We start from the raw sequence: 26447 nt of genomic DNA on the forward strand, positions 1-26447 counted from the left end.
CCCAGGGTTCGGCCGAACTCAGGTACGGCGACTGCGCCATACCGAAACCGTTTCTTCGCCCGCGCTACACCACGGGCGCAACTACCTTCATCACAACGTCATGCGTGCTCTGCTTGCCCAGGCGGTCCATCACGTTCTCGCGGAAGACCACCGTGTCGCCGGTGATTTTGACCACGTAGCCGTTGAACACGGGATCGTTCTCCCGCAGGAAGTAGCTGATCCTGCGCACCGAACTTTCGACGACGGCGATCATGCCGGCCTGCGACTTGACGATCCCGCGCAGCACGATGGTGTTGATCGCCAGACACTTCTTGCCCGTGGAGCAAGCGGGCCCGGCTGCGCCCTGCTCCCGGATCGGGCTGATGAAGGGATCGCGTTTGGCGGGCGCCGCTTTGGCGGTGGTGGTTGGCGTCGCCGCCTTCTTCACCGCGCCTGCCGCCGCTTTGGCCTTGGCCTTGGCTGGGGCCTTCGCGGGCTTGCGCGCCATGGGCGAAGCCGCCGCGGGCTTCATCGGAGCCGCCGCCGGCCTGGCTGGAGCCGCCGCCGGCTTTGCCTGCGTCTTGGCAGGCTTGGCGGCAGCCGGCTTGGAACTGGGCGCGACCTTCTGGCTCGGCGGCGCCGTTTGCGCCAGGGCCATGCCGCTCGCCATTACCCACAACAGAGCAATCGTCCTAGCCTTCATGGCTTCCTCTACTTCTTCTTGGCCGGGGCCGGTGCGGCCGTCCCGGGCGAGATTTCACGGCTGAAGAAAGTGGTCGCAACGCAGGTCACCGCCACCGTCTCGGTCGGCGCGTACTGGTACTGCTTCTTCACCCCGGCCTCGCTGGCCTTGCGCAGGGTAGCCATCTTCAGCCCGGAGACGTTAATGATGCGGTCCAGATGCGCTACGCTTTCGAAGAAACGAAGCAGCGAGAAGTACGAACCATCCAGCTCGATATCGAAGGGAACTTCGGAGAAAAACTCACGCTGCGCGGTCGCCTTCGCCGCGTAGCGGCGCACCTCGATCCCGGCCTTGCGCGCCTCCGCCTGCAACATCTCCATGAACTGCGGCGCTTCCTTTTCGTCCGGAACAATGCGCTTCATTTGCTCCAGTTGGTCCTTGAGAGTCGCGAGCTTGCGCTCCATGTCGGCTTTCCGGTCGGCATACGGACGCAGGGCCGCGTTCTCATCCTGCTTGGCCTTGAGCTGGGCTTGGAGCGCGCGGTTGCTGTTGTCCATGTCTTTGTAGACGAACCAATACGCCGCACCGCTGAGCACCACGGCCAGGCCCACCACCGCGGCCAACTGAACACCCGACGATAACTCCGAAAATTTCGCCATATCCGCCGCCCTAACTCTTCTGTTGAGGCTGCTTTTCGCAGACCAGGGTGAAGGTGAACGCGGTCACATCCTTGACCACGTCATCCTGGAACGACTCCTTGATCTCGACGTTCTTGAAGTAGCCGGTCGCCTTCAGGTTCAGCATGAACTGCGCCACCGCGTCCACGCTCAGGGCCACGCCGTCCAGGTTGATATTGCTCCCGTCGTCTTTCATGCTGTTGAGCCACACGGCGTCGGACTTGTTAACGGTGTCGCTGATCGTGGTCAGCAGGGTGGCGGGACCGGACTGGTTGGCCTGGAGCTGGTGAATGATGTTGACCCGGTGCTCGTAGAATTCCTTCTGCCTCTCCAGCTCGATGTACTTGGCCTTGATGTCGGAGAGACGCTGGTTTTCGCGCCTCGCCTCTTCCATCTTGACCTTGAGGCTGGCGGCGTCGCGCTGCAGCATCCAGTAGTAGTAATAATTCCCGCCGGCGGCGATCGCCACGATGATCAGCAGCACCACCAGCATGTTGGGGCCGCCGCCTTCCACCCCGGCGGTGGTGATGGCAGCGCGCTTGCCCTTCTTCGGATGGGAGACGCCCAGCAGGTTTATGCGGATCATAGGTCGTCAAAACTCCTCAGGGCCAACCCCACGGCAACCGCGAGTTGTCCCGCATTCTGACCGATCAACTCGGCGGCGGGCGTGCCCTCCGCGTAGTTGATGCGGGCGAACGGATTGAGGACCTCCACCGGGAGCGAAAACTCCTGGCGGAGCGCCTCCATCAGCCCCGTCACCTTGGACGAACCGCCGGCCAGGTAAATGCGCTCGATATGCTCGCCGGCGGCGGTGGCGCGGAAGAAATCGAAAGTTTTCTGGATTTCCAGCACGATGATCTCGGTCACCTGCTGGAGGATGGGAAGCTTGGCGTCTTCGCTGACCGTGCCCACCTTCTGCCCCAGCTTGAGCGACTCGGCATCGTCGAAGCTGAGGTCGAGCTCTTTTTGCAGCGAATCGGTGTACTGGTGCCCGCCCACGCTGACGTCGCGGGTGAACAGCGGCTTGCTGCCCTTGACGATGTTGATGTTCATCACGCTGGCGCCGATGTTGAGCAGCGCCACCGTGGTGCCCGGCGCGGGCTCGTAGTTGTACTCATAGCAGTTCTGCAGCGCGAACGCGTCAATGTCCACCACCGCCGGGGTTTTGCCCGCCATGTTCAGGACGTTGGTGTAGTTCAGGATCTTGTCCTTCTTCACCGCCACCAGGATGATGTCCATCTGCGGGCCGCTGAGGTCCTCCGACAGCACCTGGTAGTCAATGTTGACCACGTCAATGTCGAAGGGAATGTGCTGGGCTGCCTCGGTCTTGATGTCGCTTTCCAGTTCGCTTTCCGAGCGCGTCGGAATCGAGATCGGCTTCACGATCACGGAGTGACCGCTGACGCTGGTCGCCACCGCGCGCACCTTGATGCCGTTCTCGGTGAACAGCTTGGTAATGGCGCTGGAAACGGAGGGCGAATCCATGATCATGGAATCCACCACCACGTCGGAGGCCAGCGGCTCGACTCCGAGATGAGCAACCTCGATCCCGGCACGGGACCGCTTAAGCTCGACCGCCTTGATGCAGCTGGAGCCGATGTCGAGCCCGATGATCGTTTTGCTGCCACCCAATCCAAACATTGCGTCCGCCCCTATTGCCCTGCCGCGATGCGCGCAGCCTTGGGCTTCTTCTTTTCCCGGGTCTCCCGCATCGTGCTCTTCTCTTCCATCCACTGGTCCAGTTTCGACTTCTTGAACCGCCAGCGGTTGCCCAGTTTAAACGCCGGAATCTTTTCCTCATAGACGTACTTGTAGAGCGTGTCGGGACTCACGCCCAGGTACTGGGAGGCCTGGCGGATATTCATGACTTCACGCGAATCGGCCATAAAACGCTAAGCCCTTTCCACTGATGTGACAGCCTCTCGGTTGCGCCTGCCCCGCCGGGCAAATACGCCAAACCAGGACCCCACTGCCGATGCGCACCGGCGGCGGCAGTGATCCGAACGGGTCGAGGAATATCCTCGGCTATCTCGGGGGAAAATCTTGAGCGCTGCACGTTATATCAGTGTTATGCGGGTGAGTGTCAAGATGTACTTTGGTTTTGACCCGTTATTTTCCCTGTTTGCCGGAAAATCCGGGACAGTTCCCGGAAAGGAAAGGCCCAGATGCTGTGGCCATACTCGCCTATAGACCCAACATATGGTGGTGTTAATGCAAAGGGTACGAAAAAGGCGCCCGACCGGTTACCAGAGTAGTAGCCCCGGCGGTAGCCGCCTCCGTGCATGACATAGTGGTTCCTGCGGCTATCGGCTGTCGGTCCTCGGCGGCGGCCGGTTTTACCCGGGAGCCGACAGCCGATTCCCCCCGGAAGCGCGCCCAACACCCCGGCTCGTGGTCGCTTATTCGGAGGTGGTCGGATCGATCATGGTCTTGACCTCGGAGATGCGGTTGGCAGGAAATCCGCCCTGGCGGGCGTGCTCGCGGATGGCATTCTCGTCGGGCGCAATATAGACGCAGTAGATCTTGTCGGGGGTGACGAAACTCTCCACCCATTGGATCTGCGGCCCCAGGTTGCGCAGCACCCCGCAGGACTTCTGCGAAATGGCATGCAGCTGGTCCCGGGTCAGCTTGCCGGCCCCGGGTATCTCTCGCTCGATGACGTATTTGGGCATGGATGCTCACCCCTCCTGCGGCTTGGATATTAGGGCGAAGCAGAGCCGCTGGTCAAATCACGCAACAAGATTAAGAAGCTCGTTCCACTCAACAGTTATCTGTCGGGCATCCATTCCAAGTATCGCAGGTTACCTTCGTGTGGCTTACTTCCGAGTAGCCCGTCATACGGGATGAATCCATTTTGAGCAGCTCTTTCGTGACCTTACGCAAAGAGTTCACGATCGCGGATCTTTCGCGCATCGGTGTAGTACTCTGCCCACCAAGCCTTCTCCTTCGGCTTACGGGGAGGCTTGGCGAGCTGCAGCTTTTTCTTGGCCTTTTTCGCTTCTTGCTGGGCCACCCTAAAATGATAGTGGTCGAACATGCTCAGTGCCTCGACGAGATAGGAAACCGCGATCCGGCGATCGCGAATGAGCAGAAGGTTCTCTCCGTTCTTAACGTCGGCCGGTACTGAGAAGTTGTAAGAGCCGAGATAGACGCGAGCGGTCGGCTTGTCGAAATCGATCACCATGAACTTGTGGTGCATGCGGATGCCGCCGCCTCCGCTCGGTTCGGACTTAAAGGGTTCGGGAAGGTTTTTCGAGAGTGCCGCGGGAAAGACGGGGGCGAGGTTGCCGTCGGGCTTCTGCAGGACGATGCCCCCGACCTCTCTGTCGGAAATACCATAAACGAAGAGCTGTTTGTTTTTCGTAACCTTGACGATCGCGTCTTTAATAACTCCCGGGGTCTGATAGAGAAACGCTAGCGAATAAAACAACGAGGAAGTGGTTGAGTCTTGGACGTCATTAGCGACCGACTGCAGGAGTGCGTTCGACTGCGAGTGTGGCGAAAACGCCACATTCGCATCAATCCCATTCAGTCCGAGAGTGGTCCAATCCACGGAGGCGGTGTCGGCAAAGCCGGCCACAGTGTTGTTGTTCCAGTAGTTGTCGAACGCAGTGAGAAACGGCTTGACCGCGTTGCTGCCCTGCAGCACCACGGCATTGTTGTTCTGGACAAAGAATGCCCTCCAGGAGAAATTGGTTGAGCCGCACACCGCCAGTTGCACGTTCGGACTGTCCACCGCAATAAACTTGTTGTGTTGGAGGTCTCCCATGTGCTGCCGTTTTACGTTTTGCGAGCCGGCTGAGTCTATGAGGCGCTTCGCCGCATCGTTCTCGGCTGAGCCCGTCTTACCATGGTCGCCCGAATCGTCGATGATAACTTTGAGCCGCGAACCGAGTTTCTCCAGCCTTGTAACTACTTCGGGTACATTCAAGTCGTAAGCCACAACGCGTACCTGGGCCTGGGTGTCAGTGATGGCCTTGTCGAGCACCTCCAGGATCGCTTCCCGCGCTTCGAATCCCATCCACTCAAGGGCCTCGGTAGCCTGGGGATGTTTGGGGACGAACTTCAGGCCGTCTTGCGCCTTTGCTGGAAGCAGCTGGGAGACCGACTTGTACCGGTCGACGAAAGCCTGGGACGAGACGAATCCGCGTGTGTAAGCGACGTTGAGCTGCCCAGGATATGTTTCCCGGCGCAGTTCTATCTTGGCCTCTTGCGCCTCACCGTAGCTGAGTTCGTCCTGGTCGTTCATGAAGACCGGAGTAACCCTGTAAGTGAACTCGCCGGGGAGGTTGGCATTGCGGGGAAAATGCACCCAGCGGAATTTCTGAATCGGGGACCGCAAGGTCGAGAGCCGGTTCGGCTCAACCCCGCTGTCTGCACTCGGGAAACTCAGGCGGTTCTTAAGGGCGAAAAACTTGTCACCGCCGGGCTCCTTGTATTCGATTGCGAAGCCGACTAGGTTGGCGGGTGGCTTTCCGGTTTTCCAATTCATCGCGACCAGGGACATACCATCGCCACGATGAATTGTCAGTGTGAATAGCGCAGCCGCATTTTGACCTTTGACCTGGAATTCATCGGCCATGTTAGCTCCCGAGCTTCATAAGTGAGTAAAGTGGAAGCCCAACCCACCGTCGTAGGTAGGGTAGTCGGCAACGCCATTCTATCGAACCAGTTCGTCTATATCCAATTGTTTCCTGTTTCATCCCGATCGATCAGACAGGATAGTCCTATCTCCCCATCGCTGAATGTCCCTTCCGATAAGCACGCTCGGATAGTGGAGAGACCGCCTGACGTGTGGCCGTCCATCACGGATATGTGCGGGTTGCTATTCAGAACCGGCTTCTGGGAAGCGAAAGGGGGCTTGGGGGGTTGTCGCCAATCCGGAAACTGACCTAGCAACAGCAAAAGCGCGCCCGGTTTCGAGCGCGCTCTTGCTGAAAGCTGATCGCTGAAAGCTGATAGCTGAAAGCTACATATCGAACTGCTCTTGGTGCAGGCTGGCATCCGGCTTGATGATAATGCTCTTGCCGGATAGCTCCTCCAGATCGTTCAGCCAGCGCGCATTGTTCGCCTTCAACTCCTTGGCCACTTCGGGGTTCACGCGCAGCAGGATCTCGGAGCCTTCCAATTGCCGCCGCAACTTCTTCATCTCGATATAGATCTCGTTGCAGACGGTCTCCACCGACTTCACCAGCCCGGTTCCGGTGCAATACGGACAGGGAGTTCCCAGGGTCCGTTCCAGCGAATGTTTCACCCGCTTGCGGGTGATGGCCACCAGCCCGAAGTCGTTAAACTGGAGAACCTTGGAGGGCGCGCGGTCGCCCCGGAGGGCTTCCTCCAGCGCCTGCATCACCTTCTGACGGTTCCTGCGCTCATCCATGTCGATGAAATCGATGATGATGATGCCGCCCAGGTCGCGCAGCCGAATCTGGCGCACGATTTCCTTGATGGCATCCACGTTGGTCTTCACGATGGTGTCTTCCAGGCGCGAGGTCTTGCCGACGTACTTGCCGGTGTTCACGTCAATCGCCACCAGCGCCTCGGTCTGGTTGATAACGATGTAGCCGCCGCTCTTCAGCCACACCTTGGACTTCAGCGCCTTGTTGATTTCCTCGTGGAGGCCGAACTGCTCGAACAGCGGCGTCTCCTTGGTGTACAGGCGGACGCGGCGCACCAGGTTGGGCTGGAAACGGTTGACGAAGCGCAGCACGCGCTCGTATTCCTGCTCGTTGTCCACCCACACGTGGGTGAAGTCCTCGGTGAGCTGGTCACGCAGGGTGCGTTCCACCAGGTTCAGGTCGTGATAGATCAGCGCCGGCGCCTTGCTTTCGTCGGCCCGGGTCTTGATCTCGTTCCACAGATTCTTCAGGAAGCGGATGTCGGCGCGCAGCTCGTCTTCGGCGACATTCTCCGCCGCCGTGCGCACGATGAACCCGCCGTGGCCGGGGACGTCGCGCTCGTCCATCACGATGCGCTTCAGCCGCTGGCGCTCGTCGTCGGAAGAAATCTTGCGCGATACGCCGATGTGATTCACCGTCGGCATGTACACCAGGAAACGTCCGGGCAGCGCGATGTGGCTGGTGATGCGCGCGCCCTTCTTGCCAATCGGTTCCTTGGCGATCTGGACGACGATCTCCTGCCCTTCCTTGAGCATGTCGGAGATCATCACCTGCTGGCGCTGCATCGGCCGCGCCTGGCGCATGCTGCGGCGGCCCCCACGGCGTCCCCGCCCGCGCCGCTCGTAGGGCGGGCGCTGCGTCCGTTGCTGATACCCTGCGGTCCCGGCGGGCGCCCGCAGTTCGGCTCGCGCGGCGGTGTCTTCCTGGCTTTCGCCGCCTTCCACGCCTTCGCCGCCTTCGGCCGCCTCGTATTCGACTTCCTCGCCGTTCTCCTCGTCTTCGTCGTACTCCTCGATCGCCTCCGATTGCTCCACCGCTTCGGTCAGCTCTTCCCCGATTGCGGCCAGATCGCCGTTGCGTTCGGCGTGCGCCGGGTGCGCCTCCAGAGTCTCTTCTTCCAGTTCCTCGAAATCGTCGGCGTCCTCCAGGTGTTCGGCGGCCACGGGCAGGTCCGCCTCTTCTTCCTCGATTTCTTCGTGCTCGACGGTTTGCGAGGGCGTGGCGAGCTCCGCGCGCGCGTCGCCGTACCGATGATGCTCCTCGTCGTGGGCAGCTTCGACTTTGCCTAGGTCCACGGAGGGAGAATCTTCGCGCGGCGTTTCGTCCTTGGTTGCTTCCACGCCGCCAAATACCGCGGCGACATTCATGCTCTCGAAGCGCTGCTCGTCTTCGCTGGGTTCGGCCCGCTCCCCGGCGGCCTCGGTGACCGGCGTTTCCGCGTGCGCCTGCGGCAACGACGGCGCCTCGATCACCGGTGGTTCGGTGGCTGCATGCGCCTCGGCGCGCGGCGGTTCGTACTGCCCGGACTTGCTGCCCAAGTCGGACGCAGCCGCCAGGTCCAGCGCTCCGGAGGATTCCCCGGAAGCGGACTCGACGGGTTCTGCCGCGGCCGGGGGCGCCACCGGTGATGGCTTCATCCGCGAGTACTTGGAGATGGACTCACCCGGCAGGACGATGGGCTGAAATCCCGGCGGCGGACCGTACGACTGCGCGCCCCGGTCGCGGTCCCGTCCGCGGCCGCGATCAAAACCGCGCTCCGGACGCCGCTCGCGTTCCGCCCGTTCCGGCGCTCGCGGCGGCTCTTCCGGCGGCGGCTGCGACGGCGAAAACCTGGAAATGGATTCACCCGGCAGCACTTGCGGAGGCTGCGCCTGCGCGCCCTGGGAGAACTTGGAAATGGATTCGCCCGGCAGCACCATCGGCTGATAGCCCGGCGGCGAACCGTAGGACTCGTCGCGATTGCTCTCGCGCGGCTGTTCATCCTGCTCGCCACGCGCGAACTTCGATTCCGGGAAAGCGCGCCCACGGCGTCCGCGGCGCCGGCGTCCGCCCCGTCCGCGGAAACCGGCGCTGTCTTCTCGTTCGCCGGCCGGGCCCGCCTCCTCGGCTGCGCCGCCGGCAGGCGGTTCTTCCGGACCTTCAAAAACAATCGGCGAGGTTGCGCGCGGCTGCGGCGCCGCTTCCGGTTCGATCAGGTGCGGCTGCACCTGCTGGTCTTCGCGGTCGGGCTGACGGAATTCGGGACGCGCTCCGCCGACCTTGACCGGCTCGAACTCGTCCTGCTCGCCTTCCATTTCGAAGAAATCGGAGACGTAGAGGAAGGCGTCGCGCTCCAGGCCGATTTCCACAAATGCGGACTGCATGCCGGGAAGCACGCGTGTAACCCGGCCTTTGTAGATGGAGCCGGCCAACGTGTATTCGTTTTCCCGCTCGAAATAGATTTCAGTGAGTTGGTCTTCCTCGCTCACCGCGACTTTGGTCTCGTGCGGCGTGAGGGAGACAAAGAGTTCTTTCGACATGCTTGCTCCGGTTCCGCTTGCGCGGAAACAGCACCGGGCGAACCAGTGAGGGGCAAACTAGGGATGGAGCTTCAGGATGCAGCTTTCGGGCAGTCCACGGTCCTGCGCGCCCTTCCGGGACGCGGAACTGGTTTCTTCCCTACGGCGCTCACCGCAACCGCACGTGAGCTGGATTCGTTGTGCAGAACTCGGAATCTTTTTGCACCTGTGGCGCGCACCAACACGGGGTCTGTGACCGCTCTTCCGGACTGCGCTGCCCTCGATCCGTACCGCAGGGCGTCCGAAGGGGGGCCGTTACCCGCCCCGTGGCGCTGGTTCAGGGTTCCCGCGGCTGCTCCGGCGCGTGGTCGCTGCCCGGATGGCGGCTGGACGGGACCCCTGCTTAGCTCAATCCTGTACCGGCCCCTCATGCGGCCGGTGCGAGCCCCCGTTTCGAGGGGGCGATCGTATTTCAAATCTGTTCGCGTTCCCGCATCCCAGGGATGCCGCGAAACGCGCCTTTCCTGCTTTCCGCTCAGTTCACGAACCGGCGCATGCGTATGTTCATCACGATGCCGAGCGCCAGGAATGTAAACAAGACGGAGGAGCCGCCATAACTCATCAGCGGCAACGGTATTCCGGTGACCGGCATAAATCCGACCACCATGCCGACGTTAACCAGGATGTGGAAGGTCACGACCGCGACCACACCCATCACCACAAAAGTACCCGACCGGTCCGGCGCCGTTTGGGCATTCTGGACCAATCGCATCAGCACCACAAAGTATAGCAGCAGGATGGCCAGCGCACCGATAAATCCGTGTTCTTCGGCGTAGGCCGCAAAGATGAAGTCGGTCTGCGGCACCGGCAGAAACGACCCCTGGATTTGCGTCCCATGACCCGTCCCTTTGCCCCAAATGCCCCCGGAGCCGACCGCTATCAGCGATTGGATTACCTGGTATCCGGACCCGTGATAGTCCGCTTCCGGCTGCAGGAAGCTGGTGAGCCGGTCGCGCTGGTAGGGCTTTAGCACGTGCCATGCGACCGGCGCCATCATCGCTCCGAGCAGCAGGATGACCATGGCGTGCTTGAATCGCAGCCCGCCCAGGAACAGCCCCATCAGGGCGATCGGCATATAGGTGAGCGCCGTCCCCAGGTCCGGTTGCGCCAGCACCAGCAGCATGGGGATGCCCACCAGCATGCCGGCCTTGATGATGTCACCCACCGTCAATTCCCGCTGCCGAGCGTCGGCGAAATACTTGGCGACTGCCAGGATCAGGATCAGCTTCACCCACTCCGACGGCTGAAAATGGATGCCGCCGCCGATCTTGATCCAGCGGCGCGCCCCCAGGTACTTCTGCCCGAACACCAGCACCGACATCAGCGACACCACCGACACCACGTACATCCAGGGCACTTGGTCGATCAGCACGTGGTAATTGACGCGGCTGACAACGAACATGACAAAACACCCGCCCAGCACCCAATACACCTGGCGGATGTGCGCGCCGGCGAACTTGGTGCCCACCGTCGCACTGTAGATCTCCAGCACCCCGGCGGCGCAAATTGCCAGCACGAACCCAAGTAGGATCCAGTCAAAATCGCGGAATGAAATGTAGCGCTTCAAAACAGTTTCAGTTTCACTTTCAGTTTCGGTTTCAGTTAGTGCACCGCGGCAGCGATCGGAGCCTTGCGCGCATCCAGGTCAATCCGGATCCGCGCTCCTTGCATGCCATCGCCGCCATCGCCGTCAGGGTCGGGAATGCCCCAGAACCCGGCCAGCTCAACGTTCTGCGGCCCAGGGTCCGGCGCCGCCGCCATCTTGGTTTCTTTGCTGCGCTGCTTCATCACGTACGCCTTCACCACCTGCGCCGCCATGCGGGCTGCGAACTGGCCGTGCTCACCGCCTTCAAACAGCACCGCCACCACCAATTCGGGATTGCGGCGCGGCGTCACCCCCACGAACCACGCATTGTCCTTCATCGAGTGGCTATGGCCCAGCCGCTGCGCCAGCGCATTGCTCATGGTCTGGGCGCTGCCCGTCTTGCCCGCGAAGTCGATGCCCTCCAGGTGCGCGCTGCCCGCGGTTCCCTCGCCGGTGGGGACCAGCGCCATGGCGTCGGTAATCAACTCCCAGTTGGCGGGATCGATCGGGACCGTGGTGCTTTCCCGAAAGGCTGCCGGCTTGAGTTGCGCCGGCATTTCATCCGGGAACACGGTGTGCGGCCGGCGCAACACGCCACCGCTGGTGATGGCCCCGATGGCGCGCGCCAGTTGCATCGGAGTGGCCGCCACCGCCCCCTGCCCGATGCCCACCGAAATCGTTTCGCCCACATACCATTTCTGCTTGAAGTTCTTGATCTTCCACTCTTCCGACGGCATTACGCCCGCCACTTCGTTGGGCAGGTCAATCCCCGTTTTCTGGCCGAAGCCGAACGCGGTGGCGTATTTTGCGATGCGGTCGATGCCCAGCTTTTCCGCGAGCGTATAAAAGAAGGTGTCGCAGGACTGGTAAATCGCCTTGTAGATGCCCACCACCCCATGGGTGCGGTGCTGCGCCGCGATCCAGCACTTGAAGTAGCGGCCGTAGAAGGTCCCGCCACCGGTGCAATTCACCTGCAACGTCTGCGCAACGCCCTCCTGCATGCCCGCGGTCGCCATGATGATCTTGAACGTCGAACCGGGCGCGAGCTGCGCCTGAATGGCCTTGTTCAGCAGGGGATGATCGTCGTCGGTCACCAGCCGGTTCCAGTCCGCTTTCTTGATGCGCACCGCAAACGCGTTGGGATCGAACACCGGGCGGCTGACCATCGCCAAGATCTCCCCGTTGCGCGGGTCCATGGCTACAATGGCGCCGTTCTTGTCGCCCAGCGCCTCCTCGGCGGCGATTTGCAGGTCAATGTCAACCGTCAGCTTGAGCTGCTTGCCGGGCACCGCCGGCGTCTCGTCCAAGCGGCCGACTTCCTTGCCGCGGCTGTTCACCAGCGCCCGGCGGAAACCGTTCTTGCCCATCAATATGTCGTTGTACGACAATTCGACGCCCGACTTCCCCACCACGTCGCCGGGGCTGTAGAACTCCCACTGCGGCGAGTTGAGCATGTCCTCGCTCACCTCGCCCACGTACCCGATCAGGTGCGCCATGAACCCGCCCTTCGGGTACAGCCGCCGGTGCGCCATGATCGTCTCCAGCTCCGGCAGCTCGTTGCGGTGCGACTCGATAAACGCCAGCTCGTCGGGCGTGATGTCGTCCTTGAGGAAGATGGGCTGGTATTGCGGCGTGAACGCGAACTTCTTCACCCGGTCGCGAACCTCGTCGGGGTCCATGTGCAGCCCGGCCGCGATGATGTTGACGTCGTTCAGGACATTCTTGCTGGCATCCCGCAGCAGCAGCGCGGAAAACGACGGGTAGTTGTCCACGATGATGCGCCCTTCGCGGTCCAGGATCTTGCCGCGCGGCGCCAGGATGGGAACATTGCGGATGCGGTTTTTTTCCGCGAGCTGCGAATAATAATCGCTGCCCACCACCTGCAGCCGCCACAGCCCGAACACCAGGATCAGAAAAATGCCGAGAATGCCGTATTGCACGGCGGTGAGCCGGAGTTGCGGTACTTTTTCGTCGCGCCCTAACGGCATAATCAGTCAGTTTCGAGTTTCAGTTTCAGTTTCAGGCGGCCCGTCCTGTCATCCTGAGCCCAGCGAACGATCTATGTTTGTCCTGTGACCAAGCGAAATGCAAGGACATGACAATACCCTGAAAATCAGTTCCGAGTTTCAATCTCACTCAGCGCTTCAGTTTCTGAAACTGAAACTCGAAACTGCGTTACGTTCGTTGCCGCAGCCGGTCCAGCGCGGTGTACAGCACCAGGCCGAGCAGCGCATTCGCCAGCGCTGCGATCGCCTCGTGTCCCCAGCGCCAAGTCAGCATCTCGCCCGCCAAGCCGCGCGCCACCGCCAGATACATGATCTGGTGCAGCAGGTAAAAGCCAAACAGCATCAGCAGCCGCGAACCGGGGTTGTCCACATCCAGTTTCACTCCCAGCGACGAGGCGGCGTAGCCCACCACCGTTTTCGCGATGCCGTACAGCCCGAGCGGCTGATGCGTGAGGCTGTCCTGCACCAGCCCGATCACCCCGCCGGTCAGCAGCCCGCTGATTTGGTTGCGCCGCGCGACTCCGAAATAAATCGTGACCAGCAACGGCAGGTCGAAGATTGCCGCCGCGGGAACATGCAGCGGCAGAAAGCGTTGCAGCAGCAGCGCCGCCAGCGGCACCCCCACCGCCGCCGCCACCGGGAAGCGGTAAACCTCAATCTGTTCTCGGGAAGCACTCTGGGCAGGCACTAGCGGGGTGTGTCCTTTACTGTGGTTTCCGGCTTGGCTGCTTCCACCACCGCCTTGGCGCTGGCTTCATTCTTCTCGGCGGAAGGCGCCGGCTTGGCTGCGGTGGACGGTTGTCCCGCCGTCTCGGGCGGAACGGGCGCTGGCGCCGCCGCTTCCTGGTTCGGATTCGTCCCTGTCGTCGGTTTGGCCTGCGCCGTTGCCGATGGCTTCGTCGCATCCGGTTTTTTCGCATCCACCGGTTTCGGCGGCGGCACCGAAGGCAGCCGCTGCGCCAGGATGTCAATCGCCCGGACGGGCGCGCTCGCGTCGTTCACCTCCGGCGCCTTCTCCACGATTTTGGTAATGACCAGGACCTCTTCCAGACGGTTCAGTTGCGCCGAGGGTCTCACTTCCACGTTGAGGAAGGTTCCCGCCGGATTCACCCGCGACACCGTGCCCACCGCCATGCCCTTGGGATAGACGCGATCGCCTCCGCTGGTCAGGATGCGCTCGCCGGGCTCGATCTTTTCGTCGGCCATGATGTTGGCCACGAAGGTCTGGCCGGTCGGCGAGCCTTTCAAAATTCCCTGCAGCCGCGACTTCTCCATAATCACGCCCGCGCCGCTGGACGAATCGTTGATCTCCAGCACCAGCGACGAAGTCGGATAGACGCGATAGACTTTGCCCACGATGCCATCGGGCGTGATCACCGGCATGTCCGCCTTGATCCCGTCGCGCGATCCTTTGTCGATAAAGACGCCGCGCGAAAACTCGCTGCCGGTGGTGCTGATCACCTGCGCCGGCATGGTCTGCGAGATGAATTCCTCCTTGAACCCGAGCAGCGATTGCAGGCGGCGCGCCTGCGCGGCATCTTCCGCCGTGCGCACCTGCTCCAGCCGCATGTGCTCGATTTCCTCGCGCAGTGCCCGGTTCTGGGCGCGCACGCCGCGCAGGTAGAGGTAGTTGTGCCAGGTGTCGGCAAACCACCGGCTGGTGTGCCCCACGCCTTTTTCAATCGGGGTAATGGCCGAAACGGCCCAAATGCGGATCAGCCGCGATGTGCCTTGGTCGGTGCCTCGTTTGACCTGCACCGCCAGCCCGAGGATCTGCGCAAACAACACCGCCGCCAGGATGGTCAGGTTGCGGTGGCGGTTGATGATGTTTTCCACTTCTCAGTGCCCAGTGGCCAGTGGCCAGTAGTCAGTGGCCGTCGGCGATCGGCTGTCGGCCATCAGGTCTCGCGCTTCGATCTCACGCCAAAGAACACAAGCAGCTACGCTTCCATCTGCGTTCATCTGCGCAAATCTGCGGCAGAGCTTCTTTGCTTCGTTTTCCTCTGTGTCCTCTGTGGCTAAACCTACTCCAAAGAGATCTTCCTCAGCAGCTTGAAGTCGCTGAGCATCTTCCCCGTGCCCAGCACTACGCTGCACAGCGGATCGTCGGCAATGGAAACCGGCAGCCCGGTTTCTTCGCGGATGCGCTTGTCCAGGTTCTTCAGCAGCGCGCCGCCGCCGGTCAGCACGATGCCGCGATCGCTGATATCGGCGCTCAACTCGGGCGGGGTGCGCTCCAGCGCCACGCGGATGGCGTTCATGATGGTCGCGACGCACTCGCTCAGCGCCTCGCGGACCTCGCTGTCGTCCACCGTAATGGTTTTGGGCACGCCCTCAATCAGGTTCCGGCCCTTGATTTCCATGGTCAGCGGCTTGTCCAGCGGATAGGCGCTGCCGATCTCGATCTTGATCTGCTCCGCGGTGCGCTCCCCGATCAGCAGGTTGTACTTGCGCTTCAGGAAGTTCATGACCGCTTCGTCCATCTGGTTGCCGGCCATGCGCACCGAGCGCGAGTACACGATGCCGCTGAGGGAAATCACGGCAATGTCGGTGGTGCCGCCGCCGATGTCCACGATCATGTTGCCGCTCGGTTCGGTGATCGGCAAGCCGGCGCCGATGGCCGCCACCATCGCCTGCTCCACCAGGTGGACCTCGCTGGCCTTGGCGCGATACGCCGAATCCATCACGGCGCGCTTTTCCACCTGCGTGATCTCGCTGGGCACCCCGATCACGATCCGCGGATGCACCAGCATCTTGCGGTTGTGCGCTTTCTGGATGAAGTAGTTCAGCATCTTCTCGGTGACTTTGAAGTCCGCGATCACGCCATCCTTCATCGGCTTGATGGCCACGATGTTGCCCGGCGTTCGGCCCAGCATCTCCTTGGCTTCCTTGCCCACTGCCTCCACTTCCCCGGTGTTCTTGTTGATCGCCACGATCGACGGCTCGTTGACCACGATGCCTTTGCCGCGCGCGTACACCAGCGTGTTCGCCGTGCCCAGGTCGATGGCGAGGTCGCTGGAAAACATGCTGAACAGCGACCGAAGGTTGTGGAAGCGGGTGGTGGGATGGAAACCGTTTTGTGACATACTTCGTCTCTCTAACCTGTGAGCGTCTCTTGCCTGTCCGAAATTTTCCTGGCCGTCTAACCTGATTTTATTCGATGTGCCACAGCTTCGGTGGAACTAAAGTCGCACTCCTCCAGTGATTCTCTGTATGCCTCCCGACCCGGCCCCGGGAAAGCCGGCCGGCAGCAACGCGGGCGGCGGCGAGCGCCCGGCGTTTACTGAATCACGATTTTCTGCTGCTTGGTCTTCACGCCGCCCTTGGCGTCTTGCGCCGTGACCGTGATGATGTTCTCCCCGTTGGGCAGGGGGGCAGTGAAGAAGAAAAACGTGCCGTCGTCGCGAACGCCGGGCACTTCCGTGCCATTCACCATCACCCGCGCATTGCGCGCGGTCTTGCCTTTCACCTCGATCACGTGCCCGTGCTGCACGAACGGCGAAAGCTCCAGTGCGATCTCGGCGGTGTCGGCCCCTTTGGCGATCACGGTAAAGCGGTTCTTTTCGCTCTCCACCGATTCCTGGCCGCCCGCATCCACCGATTGCACCGTCCAGTAGTAGGCGCCTTCCGCCAGGCCCGGCACCTTCATTTGCGGAACCGGCACCTTCTTGTCGAACACGGTGGATGAGAAGTACGGGTTGCGCGAGATGCGCATGTGGTAGAGCAGCGCGTCGGCGACCGGCGACCAGCTGAAGTCCACCACGCTTCCGCTCTGCAGGTTCACGAAGATCGGGGCCACGTTGGCGGGCGCGATCAGCGTCGGCGGCGCCAGTTCCTTCAGCTTGGTCATGGTTCTCGAAGCTGCCTGGAAGCTCACGCTCTCGTACTCGCCCAGCTTCACCACTTCCGCGCCGCGCGCCACCTGGGCGGAACCTTTCTTCAGCAGCACCTGATGCTGGTCGGCGCGCGGATCGTTGCGCACCAGCGCCGAACTGTCGGCCGCGATCGAGGCCGTTGCCCCGGCCAAAATCACCTGGCTCTTCGAGCCCTGCGCGTACGACGAGGTGGACAGGTCCACCGTGCCCGTCGTCAACTCCACCGCCACCTGCGTCGGCTGCCCGATGTTGGTGGAGTTCTCCTGGATGACGATCAGGGAATCCTGCTTGATGGTGTAATTCGTGTTGTCGGCGAAGACGACCTTGGCGATGCCTTCGTTGCTGGTCTGCACCACGTCTCCCTTTTCCAGGGGAACGTTGAAGTCGGCGTTGATCCACGTGTTGCTGTTCGACTTCTTCACCCGTACCGTGCCGTCAATGGCGGTGAAACTCGCGGACTGCTGCCCCATTTTTCCGGTCGGCTGGCCGCCTTTCTTTCCCAGCCAGTCGGTGATCGCGACGCCGGACTTCTCCGCAAAACTCTTGGTTTGCTCAGGGAAGAGGATGGAGAGGACGAAGGAAACCACGATCACGACGCCCAGGATCGCCAGCAGCACGCTGCGGTAGGTGACTGTGGTCCACGAGATCTGGATGCCCGGTCTGTGTTTTTGTGGCACGAGTTAAGAACGATAACAGGACACAGAATTGTATGACTAAAGTGTAAAACTTTGCACAAGGCGGCGAGAGTACCACAAGCGCCAACCGTCGCAAATAGGTGAATAACTCCAGAATTAACCTGTCCCAGCCTCCGGGATACACCCTGATCGAGGCGCCCCAGACCGGCCCGGGGCGGGCAGATCGTGGGACCATCACGCTCTCTTTTGTCACCGGTTCTGGTGGGCGGGGCGCACTTGCGTGCCCTGCGCACCCCGGATACGATGATCGGTTTGCACCTATTCCGCTGGAGGCGCTGCGCCATGGCCACCGAGGTTGACGCGATCAGCAAGGTTTCGAAATCCAGAATCTACAAGAACTTCATTGCCGGCGAGTGGGTGGAAGCCTCGACCGGCGAGACCTTCGAGGACATCAATCCCGCCGACACCCGCGACGTGGTCGGCGTATTTCAGAAGTCCGGCAAGGCCGACGTGGACGCCGCCGTGGACGCCGCCAGTCAGGCGTTCAAAAAGTGGCGGCTTGTTCCCGCTCCCCGCCGCGCCGAGATCCTCTACCGCGCCTCCCAGATGCTCACCGAGCGCAAGGAAGACTACGCCCGCGACATGACCCGGGAGATGGGCAAGGTCATCAAGGAAACCCGCGGCGACGTGCAGGAGGCGATTGACACCGGCTTCTACATGGCGGGCGAAGGCCGCCGCATGTTCGGCGCTACCGTGCCCTCCGAATTGCCCAACAAGTTCGCCATGGCGGCGCGCCATCCGGTCGGCGTGTGCGCCATGATCACTCCCTGGAACTTCCCCATGGCGATCCCGTCGTGGAAGCTCTTCCCGGCCCTGGTTGCCGGCAATACCTGCATTATCAAGCCGGCCCAGGACACGCCGCTCTCCGTCTTCAACTTCGTGCAGACGCTGGTGGACGCCGGCGTGCCCCATGGCGTGGTCAACATCGTCAGCGGCTTCGGCTCCAAGATCGGCGGCCCGCTCACCGAGCATCCCGAAATTCGCGCCGTCTCCCTCACCGGCTCCAGCGATGTCGGCCGCATCGTCGGCCAATCCTGTGCCCGCAGCTTCAAGCGCTGCTCGCTGGAACTCGGCGGCAAGAACCCGATGATCGTGCTGGACGACGCCAATCTCGATCTCGCCCTGGAAGGCGGCCTCTGGGGCGGCTTTGGCACCACCGGCCAGCGCTGCACGGCGACCAGCCGCATCATCGTGCAGAAGGGCGTGTACGGCGAGTTCGTCAGCCGCTTCGTGGAACGCGCGCAACAGCTCAAGGTCGGCAACGGCCTCGATGAAACCGTGGACATGGGACCGGCGGTGAACAAGGCGCAACTGGAAACCGACCTCAGTTACATCGAGATCGGCAAGTCGGAAGGCGCCAGGCTGCTCTGCGGCGGTCATCGCCTCGACAGCGGCATTTATAAGTACGGCTGGTTCCTCGAGCCCACGGTGTTCGGCGACGTCGATCCCAAGATGCGCATTGCGCAGGAAGAAATCTTCGGTCCGGTGGTCTCGATTATTCCCTGCGACAATTGCGAAGACGCCATCGAGATCGCCAATGGCGTCGAGTACGGGCTCTCCAGCGCCATCTACACCCGGGACGTGAACCGCGCCTTCCAGGCCATGCGCGACCTGTTTGCCGGCATCACCTACATCAATGCCCCGACCATCGGCGCGGAAGTTCATCTGCCCTTCGGCGGCACCAAGGCCACCGGCAACGGGCACCGCGAAGGCGGCTTGGGCGCCATCGAGTTCTACACCGAGTGGAAATCGATTTACGTGGACTACTCCGACCGGCTGCAGCGCGCGCAGATCGATAGGCCGGAGTAAGAGTTTCGAGTTTCAGTTTCAGTTTCAGCCTAACCGAAACTGAAACTGAAACTGAAACTTCTCAGAAGCTTCCCTCATCCGCGCTCGGGCCGTAGATGGACGGCACCGGGATATCGTTGAGCCGCAAATACACGCCCATCTGCGCGCGGTGATGAATCATGTGGTTCAGCACGAACGAGCGCAGCACCGCGATCTTGGGCATGGTCATGATGGTCTTCCCGGTCCTCAGCAGCGACCACGGCCTCATTAACTGCTCGTCGCTGGCGGTGGCAATTCCCTTGCGCGCGTCGGCCACGTGCTGATCGAAAAGCGCCAGCACCTCTTGCTTGTTCTTCGGCGCCGGCAACTGAAACGGCTGACCACCGGCGGGCGCGATGTCCAGCGCATCGTCCTTCAAGGTCATCACCGCCCACAGCGGCAGGTTGGCCAAATGACCCGCCAGCCATCCCATGGATCCGGATTTCGGGTGCGGCTTGAACTCGAACTTTTCGTCGGGCACGCGCTCCAGCGTCTTGCGCGTGCTCGCCATCTCCATATCAAATTCCGGCAGCAACGAATGCGAGATCGCCATTTCGGCCTCCTGTGACCAAGTATGAGATGTCTCTACCCTAGTCATGGATACAACTCGCAACTCAGGACTCGCAACTCGGGACTAACTGCTCCCAATCAACACGCCCGCGGCAAACACCAGCGCGCCTCCCATGGCCACCTGCAGCGCCGCCGAAAACCACTGACTCTCCATGTAGCGGTGCCGCACCCAGGTGATCGTCCCCAGCTCTACAATCACCACCACCGTGGCGGCGATGAACGCCGCGTGGAAGGAAGGGATCAGGAACGGCAGGGTGTGCCCGATCCCGCCCAGCGCGGTCATCAATCCGCAGACCAGGCCGCGCAACCAGGGATGGCCCCGGCCGGTCAGGCTGCCATCATCCGACAGCGCTTCGGCGAACCCCATGCTGATGCCGGCGCCGATGGAGGCTGCCAGTCCGACGGCAAACGCGTCGTGCGTGCTCTTGGTGGCAAAGGCGGCGGCAAACACCGGCGCCAGGGTTGACACCGATCCGTCCATCAGGCCCGCCAGCCCGGGCTGCACGATCTGCAGCACGAACAAACGCCGGCGCGCCTCTTCTTCCTTGTGGCGCGTGTCGACGGTGAGCTGGGCGCGCTCCAGTTCTACGGCGCGGTGTTCGTGCGAGAGCTCTTCTTCCGCCAGATCGTCGAGCAATTGCCGGATGCGCGCATCCCGGGTACGCGCCGCCGAGCGCAGGTAGAACTGGCGGGTCTCGACCTCCATCGCTTCCGCCTGGTTGCGCACCTTGTCCAGCCCCAGCGGGCGCACCAGCCAGACCGGACGCCGGTTGACGAAGCCCTTCACGTCCTGCCGGCGGATGAGCGGAATGTGGTCGCCGAATTTTTCCCGGAACAGCTCGATCAGCCGGCGGCGGTGTCCCGCCTCTTCCTGCCGCATGCCGTCGAAGATGGCCGCCGAAGCGGCGAAATTCTCCCGCAATCCCTCGGCAAAATCGGCATAAATGCGTTCATCTTCTTCCTCGAGCGAAATGGCCAGCGCGAGAATTTCTTTCTCGTCCAGACTGTCGAAGCTTCGCATGCGTGCGCTCCGCGAAAATCCGGAAGAGTGTACGCGATACGCTGCCGGACGCAAACACATGCCCGTCACAGGAGCTCGTGAGTTCCGATCACTGGGTGGTTGCCCCACCCTTGTCTCGCGCGGGTTTCGCGAGACAGGGTGGGGCTGTTCCTGACCCATCGAACCGCCTGCGGCAAACCGCCAACGACCAACGACCGCCCTTCGGCTACAATCAAAGCCGGAAAACCGCCATGCCCACCACTACGCAAGCCCGCGAAATCCTGGCCGCGCTGCGGCTGGAGAACGTCCGCTACGCCATCCGCGACCTCGCCGTTCTGGCCGACGAAGTGGCCAAGACCGGCAAGAAGATCCTGCCGCTCAACATCGGCGACCCGCTGAAGTTCGATTTCGCGACGCCGCCGCACATGATCGAGGCCACGCATAAGGCCATGCGCGACGGCCATAACGGCTACGCGCCCTCGCTCGGCGTGGACGAAGCCATCCGGGCCATCGCCGGCGAGGCCGAGCGCCGCGGCATCCGCAACGTGCAGAGCATCTTTGTTACGGCGGGGGTCAGCGAAGGCGTCGAGCTCTGCCTCACCTCGCTGTGCAATCCCGGCGAAGACGTGCTCACGCCCGCGCCCGAATATCCGCTCTACTCCGCGGTGCTGGCCAAGATCGAGAGTCCGATCAACGCCTACTACCTCGACGAGGAGAAAAATTGGGAGCCGAACGTCGAGGAGATGGCGAGCAGGATCACGCCCATGACGCGCGGCATTGTCGTGATCAATCCCAACAACCCGACCGGCGCGGTGTACTCACGCCAGACACTGGAAGCGATCTGCGAACTGGCGCGCCGGCGCAACCTGGTCATCTTCGCCGACGAGATTTACGACAAGCTCATCCTCGACGATGGCGTCGAGCACATCTCGCTGGCGTCGCTGGCGCCCGACGTTCCCGTCATCACCTTCAGCGGACTGTCGAAGCCGTACCTCGCGCCCGGATGGCGCATCGGCTGGGCGATTTGCAGCGGCCCAAAAGACGCGCTCAAGCCCTACATCGAAGGCGTCCACAAGCTGTTGCGCGCCCGTCTTTGCTGCAACGCGCCGATGCAGTACGCCATCAAGCCGGCGCTGGAAGGCCCGCAGGATCATTTGAAGGAAATGAACGACAAGCTGCGCCGCCGCCGCGACCTCACCGTGCAGTGGGCGAACTCCACGCCGCGCGTAAGCTGCGTCTCGCCCAAGGGCACGTTCTATGCGTTTCCCAAGCTCGATATTCCCGGCGACGATCTCGATTTCGTCAAAGGCGTGCTGACGGAGAAGCAGGTGCTGGTCGTGCATGGCAGCGGCTTCGGCCAGAAGCCCGGCACGAAGCACTTCCGCATCGTCTTCCTACCCGACGAGCAGACACTGGCGAAAGCTTACGCCGGGATGGCGGATTACCTGCGCGAACACTACAAATAATCTGAAGTAGTCTTGGACGAAAAGAATCTCGACTGTGCCCCAGATCTGCTCGCAAAGTGATCGATTGGATCCCGCTTGCGAGTTTTGGTGTCCAATGCGCCCTGTTCGGAATCGTTTCTTGGTACACGGAGATTTACCGCCTGAGAAGGGCGGCGCAAGAGCAGATGTCGGTACCATCACCGACGTGCTCCTTGGAGCTGTCGGCGTTTGCACCCTTGAAAATATCAGGTTCCGCTCAGTTCCACTCTTAGAATCTTGAGAGCCTCTGTGAGATCCGCATCACCGCTGGCGATGGCTGCGGAAGAAACAAAGATGATTGGAAAAGGCTCGAAGATGGCCCAATTGTCTAAATCATGGCCATATCGAGAGCGGTAGTAAATGCCCGGATAGCTGCGTTCAAAAGCCTGTCGTGAAGCGAGTTGAGTAATCCGCCGCGGCGCAACCTGTAGGACACCAGCATCAAGATCTGCTAAGCCCAGACGCAAGCATTCATCAGCCAGCTTTGTTCGCAAAAGCGCTATCCATCCGCTCGCATATATGTCGGCGTAGTCCCCATCTGCGGACGCTACCCCGAGCAACCGCCGGTCACACCAGTCGCGTGGTACCTTCCCCATGGGGAAGAAATCATCTTCTCCATCAATTTGTTCGAGCTCAGCAAGAAGCGTTAGATCCGGACGGAACCGCGCAAGCGTCTCGACAAAGCAGGATATTCTTTGGCTGGATGCATAAAGAACGCGGTAACTCCCTTGGGGATCATCAAAACGATTTCCGAATGTTCCGTCCGGGTTTGCCCGAGACCAGTCCGGTGGCTGCCATGGGTCCGGTTTGCGGCCGACTCGGAAAAGTTCCCTGGGGGATCTCCGACTTTCAAGCACTTGTAGTCTAACCCCCTGCTATGAAGGCACGCACTGCTCCGAGTACCTCCGGAGCAATGATGTTTAAGTCGCCCTCGCGAAGCAGACGAACCGGAACGCGATCCCCGAGTTCCGGGTTCACTCCCATAAGCCAGGCCTGAACGACTTGGGGTGAATCATATTCCGTGAGAGTGCGTACAACCTGAAACGTAAACCGGAGACGCGGTTCCGCATCGCCATACGGCGTGCCAATGCCTTTTGTCCATCGATCCACGGTTCGCACGTCCTTGACGTTAGCAACGTAAGCCGTCAGTTTGCGACCGATTGCGCCGGCAAGCCACGAGACCAATTCCGGGAAAGACTTAGAAAGAGATTCTCTGTGCGCTTCTAGATCTGGGCGCGGGAGCGTACGTGTCGGGACTGCAGATGTCACCAAGGTCGCCTCCTCTCCTCCGGACATGGTTGATGGTACTTCAAACAACGTACCAAATGCAAGAAATTTGTTAATTAAACGCTACTAAATAACGCCATATTACCACTGAAATAGTGCGTGATGCTAACAAGCCACAGTCTTATGTCTTGTAAACGACTGATAATACGATAAGCTAGTCTTTGACCAACATCTAGGCAGGGTTTGGCGAAGGGCGGGGTCGGTGCCCCACATCTGCCCGCTTTTGGCAGATGTGGGTTCATCGTCGGCCTGACTTGTGCCACCGGCCATCGACCGTCTTACGGTGGCAACCCGACTCCGCCCATCAGCTCGACGTAGCGCGCATCGGAACGCACAAAATCGAACAGCGGATCTCTGACCGTGTAGGGAAATTCACTGTCGTGAGTCGCAACTGCTTTCTGCATCCACGCGATGGCACGTTCGCGATCTCCCTCCGCTGCGAAAGCTAAAGCCCGATACATTTCCGGAGCATGACCTCGCTGATTCAACTGCGCCGAATAGGCCTGCACCAGTTCCGAATACCCCTTCGCGGTCGGACTCGCGTCCGGCAAGTTCATGTCGCCCGCCCAGGCGCGGTATTGCTGCACGGCCTCGGCCCATTTGCCTATGGCGGCGTAAAGATAGGCGAATTTTCCGTGTGAGGGACGGAAATTGGGATCGATTTCGAGCGCCTTCCGAAACTGTTGCTGCGCCTCGTCATAGTGGTGCGCTGCATACAACGTGTACGCGTAATTCGCGTTGATGATGGGAGAAAGCGGGTCCAGCAGCAAAGCGGTGCGGAACTCACCCAGGGCAGCGTCGGTTTGTCCCATCGGCAGCAGGTAGAGGAAAGCGTGAAAGTAGTGGAAATGCGCATTATTGGGCGCGAGTTCCAGGGCGCGAAGAAATTCTTTTTCCGCCTCGGCCCACTTGTATTCGCTGACCAGCCCGGCTGCCAATGCACCATGCGCTTCGGCGAGTTGTGGATCCAGTTCGATCGCCTTACGCGCGGCCGGCATCGCCAACGCATTGGCCTGTTCCGCCGCCATTCCTGTATACGGAGGAGAGACCGAGTAGGCATCGGCCAGTCCCGCATAGGCAAGAGCGTAGGAAGGATCGTTCGCAATCGCCTGTGTGAAAAGATCAATGCTTTTATTAATGTTGTCGGCGCCGCGCTTGTTCCAGTAATAGCGGCCCTTGAGGTAAAGCTGGTACGCCTCCGAGTTCGCCGTTGTACCGCGCGCGATCTGTTTCTGCTGGTCGCCGGTCAGCTTGGAGCGCAGGCGGGCCGCGACGTCGCGCGTGATCTCATCCTGCAAGCTGGAAATATCCGTCGGCTTGCGGGTGTACTGAGCTCCCCAGATCTCCGTTCCATCGGCGGTGTTGACCAGATCGGTCGCAATGCTGAGGTTGTCGCCGCGTTTCGTGATCCGCCCGGTCAGCACGGCATCCACCTTCAGCAATTTCCCAACGTTCGCCGGATCGTCCTCCTTGCCCTTGAAGCGAAACACGGTGGCGCGAGCCATCACCTTCATGTTGGGCAACTGTGAAAGCGTGCTGATCAGGTCCTCGGCCAGCCCGTCGCTGAGGAATTCGTTGTTCGGGTCCGAGGTGGCATTGACGAACGGCAGCACCGCCATCGAGCCGATACTCTTCGCCGACGATCCACGCCACAGAAATGCCGCCACGGCCGCGGCGACCACCAGGACGGTAGCCACCGCTGGGATCCAATACTTCTTCGAACTTGTTGCCGCCGGCATGGCGACCGTGCTGCTGCCCGACGGCGGTTTGCCCTGCTCCTCAAGCGTCGCGGCCGCCATGACCGCACTGCGCCCCGAATCGGTGTCGCGCTTCAGCCGCTGCAGATCCGCCCGCAGGTCAGACGCGGTCTGGTAACGCAAGCGCGGGTCTTTCTCCAGCGCCTTGTTGATCAGGTCTTCCAGCTTGGGCGAAACTTCCGGGTTGAGGCGCACCGGCGAAGTCGGCGCTTTGTTGAGGATCGCGTCGAACACCGCCGCGCTGGTGTCGCCGCGAAACGGCAGCGTGCCGGTCAGCATCTCGTACAACACTGCGCCAAAGGAGAACAGGTCGGTGCGCGGGTCCAGTTCTTTCCCCAGTGCCTGCTCGGGTGACATGTAGGCGGCGGTGCCCATCGCCGTGCCCGGGCTGGTCAGGTGCTCCTCGGATACGGCCAGCGCCGCCGTCGCGGTGGCGCCCGCCGACGCCAGGATGGATTGGCGCTGCGTTCCGGTCACCTTGGCCAGTCCGAAGTCGAGCACCTTGGCGTGTCCGCGCTTGGTGACCAAAATGTTGGCCGGCTTGATGTCGCGATGGATGATGCCCTGCGCGTGTGCCGCGTCCAGTGCGTCGGCGATCTGGATTCCCAGCTCCAGCACCTGTTCGATGGCCATCGGCTTGCCGGCGTTGATGAGGTGCTTCAGTGTGGCGCCGTCCAGATACTCCATGACGATGAACGGGCGGCCTTCGGCCTCGTCAATCTCGTAAATGGTGCAGATGTTGGGATGATTCAGCGCCGAGGCCGCAAACGCCTCCCGCCGGAAACGCTCCAGCGCCGAGGCATCCTTGGCCATGTCCTCGGGCAGGAATTTCAAGGCGACGTGGCGCGGCAGTTTCAGGTCCTCGGCGTCGTAGACCACGCCCATGCCGCCGCCGCCGAGTTTGGCGACAATTCGATAGTGGGTAACGGTAGTGTCGATCAACAGGGCTGCACCCCAGTTGACCGGATACTAAGTTGTTCGCCTGTCCGGGCGCAAGCGCGGCGCGATCTCACCGTCAAATGGCCCCACCCTTGTCGCTCCCGGGTTTGGAGCGACAGGGTGGGGA

Annotated in this window: 20 protein-coding genes; 2 read left to right on the forward strand and 18 right to left on the reverse strand. The window is 61.4% G+C overall.

Translation table 11 applies throughout. From position 1 onward, the window contains the following. Nucleotides 1-64: 64 nt before the first annotated feature. From LAN70_05870 to LAN70_05935, 14 genes are all read right to left on the reverse strand, one after another. Complete coding sequence (locus LAN70_05870; GenBank protein ID MBZ5510683.1) at nucleotides 65-682, reverse strand: hypothetical protein; 618 nt, start codon at nucleotides 680-682, stop codon at nucleotides 65-67. A gap of 8 nt (nucleotides 683-690) precedes the next feature. Then, a complete protein-coding gene (locus LAN70_05875) occupies nucleotides 691-1320 on the reverse strand; it encodes a type 4a pilus biogenesis protein PilO (GenBank protein MBZ5510684.1) in 630 nt (209 codons plus the stop codon). Nucleotides 1321-1330: 10 nt separating this feature from the next. Next, nucleotides 1331-1924, reverse strand: coding sequence for a PilN domain-containing protein (locus LAN70_05880; protein ID MBZ5510685.1), 594 nt, complete (start codon nucleotides 1922-1924; stop codon nucleotides 1331-1333). Then, entirely contained in the window at nucleotides 1921-2979 is a 1059-nt protein-coding gene (locus tag LAN70_05885) for a pilus assembly protein PilM (protein MBZ5510686.1), read from the reverse strand. The genes LAN70_05880 and LAN70_05885 overlap by 4 nt, the downstream gene beginning before the upstream one ends. An 11-nt stretch (nucleotides 2980-2990) precedes the next feature. Beyond that, nucleotides 2991-3203: a helix-turn-helix domain-containing protein gene (locus LAN70_05890; GenBank protein MBZ5510687.1), complete on the reverse strand. Its 213-nt coding sequence runs from the start codon at nucleotides 3201-3203 to the stop codon at nucleotides 2991-2993. Nucleotides 3204-3737: 534 nt separating this feature from the next. Continuing rightward, on the reverse strand, nucleotides 3738-4010 hold the full coding sequence (locus tag LAN70_05895) for a DUF4242 domain-containing protein (GenBank protein MBZ5510688.1): 273 nt from the start codon (nucleotides 4008-4010) through the stop codon (nucleotides 3738-3740). Between the two features lie 203 nt (nucleotides 4011-4213). Next, entirely contained in the window at nucleotides 4214-5920 is a 1707-nt protein-coding gene (locus LAN70_05900; GenBank protein ID MBZ5510689.1) for a phospholipase, read from the reverse strand. A 387-nt stretch (nucleotides 5921-6307) separates the two neighbouring features. Then, complete coding sequence (locus LAN70_05905) at nucleotides 6308-9256, reverse strand: Rne/Rng family ribonuclease (GenBank protein ID MBZ5510690.1); 2949 nt, start codon at nucleotides 9254-9256, stop codon at nucleotides 6308-6310. 514 nt (nucleotides 9257-9770) lie between these two features. Further along, nucleotides 9771-10862: a rod shape-determining protein RodA gene (rodA, locus tag LAN70_05910; GenBank protein ID MBZ5510691.1), complete on the reverse strand. Its 1092-nt coding sequence runs from the start codon at nucleotides 10860-10862 to the stop codon at nucleotides 9771-9773. 35 nt (nucleotides 10863-10897) lie between these two features. After that, entirely contained in the window at nucleotides 10898-12868 is a 1971-nt protein-coding gene (gene mrdA / locus LAN70_05915) for a penicillin-binding protein 2 (protein MBZ5510692.1), read from the reverse strand. Between the two features lie 187 nt (nucleotides 12869-13055). Next, entirely contained in the window at nucleotides 13056-13574 is a 519-nt protein-coding gene (mreD, locus tag LAN70_05920) for a rod shape-determining protein MreD (GenBank protein MBZ5510693.1), read from the reverse strand. Further along, the gene (gene mreC, locus LAN70_05925) at nucleotides 13574-14722 is read right to left on the reverse strand and encodes a rod shape-determining protein MreC (GenBank protein ID MBZ5510694.1); all 1149 of its coding nucleotides are present in this window, start codon (nucleotides 14720-14722) and stop codon (nucleotides 13574-13576) included. Before mreC ends, mreD begins: the two co-directional genes overlap by 1 nt. Before the next feature lie 188 nt (nucleotides 14723-14910). Next, nucleotides 14911-15912, reverse strand: coding sequence for a rod shape-determining protein (locus LAN70_05930; GenBank protein MBZ5510695.1), 1002 nt, complete (start codon nucleotides 15910-15912; stop codon nucleotides 14911-14913). A gap of 254 nt (nucleotides 15913-16166) precedes the next feature. Further along, a complete protein-coding gene (locus tag LAN70_05935; GenBank protein MBZ5510696.1) occupies nucleotides 16167-17438 on the reverse strand; it encodes a hypothetical protein in 1272 nt (423 codons plus the stop codon). Nucleotides 17439-17738: 300 nt separating this feature from the next. On the opposite strand from LAN70_05935, the gene LAN70_05940 reads away from it, so the two are divergent. Beyond that, entirely contained in the window at nucleotides 17739-19265 is a 1527-nt protein-coding gene (locus LAN70_05940) for an aldehyde dehydrogenase family protein (GenBank protein ID MBZ5510697.1), read from the forward strand. 61 nt (nucleotides 19266-19326) lie between these two features. Here the strand turns inward: LAN70_05940 and LAN70_05945 are convergent, their stop codons facing one another. Beyond that, nucleotides 19327-19836 carry a DinB family protein gene (locus tag LAN70_05945; protein ID MBZ5510698.1) on the reverse strand — a complete coding sequence of 170 codons (510 nt, stop codon included), beginning with the start codon at nucleotides 19834-19836 and terminating at the stop codon, nucleotides 19327-19329. 81 nt (nucleotides 19837-19917) lie between these two features. Next, the gene (locus LAN70_05950; GenBank protein MBZ5510699.1) at nucleotides 19918-20874 is read right to left on the reverse strand and encodes a rubrerythrin; all 957 of its coding nucleotides are present in this window, start codon (nucleotides 20872-20874) and stop codon (nucleotides 19918-19920) included. Between the two features lie 230 nt (nucleotides 20875-21104). Between LAN70_05950 and LAN70_05955 the strand changes: the two genes are divergently transcribed. Continuing rightward, the gene (locus tag LAN70_05955) at nucleotides 21105-22319 is read left to right on the forward strand and encodes an aminotransferase class I/II-fold pyridoxal phosphate-dependent enzyme (GenBank protein ID MBZ5510700.1); all 1215 of its coding nucleotides are present in this window, start codon (nucleotides 21105-21107) and stop codon (nucleotides 22317-22319) included. A 224-nt stretch (nucleotides 22320-22543) separates the two neighbouring features. Here LAN70_05955 and LAN70_05960 read toward each other — a convergent pair whose 3' ends face one another. After that, nucleotides 22544-23194 carry an RES family NAD+ phosphorylase gene (locus LAN70_05960; GenBank protein MBZ5510701.1) on the reverse strand — a complete coding sequence of 217 codons (651 nt, stop codon included), beginning with the start codon at nucleotides 23192-23194 and terminating at the stop codon, nucleotides 22544-22546. 708 nt (nucleotides 23195-23902) lie between these two features. Continuing rightward, a complete protein-coding gene (locus tag LAN70_05965) occupies nucleotides 23903-26323 on the reverse strand; it encodes a protein kinase (protein MBZ5510702.1) in 2421 nt (806 codons plus the stop codon). Nucleotides 26324-26447: the final 124 nt, after the last annotated feature.

The sequence above is a fragment of the Terriglobia bacterium genome (assembly GCA_020072845.1).
GTDB lineage: Bacteria > Acidobacteriota > Terriglobia > Terriglobales > Acidobacteriaceae > JAIQGF01.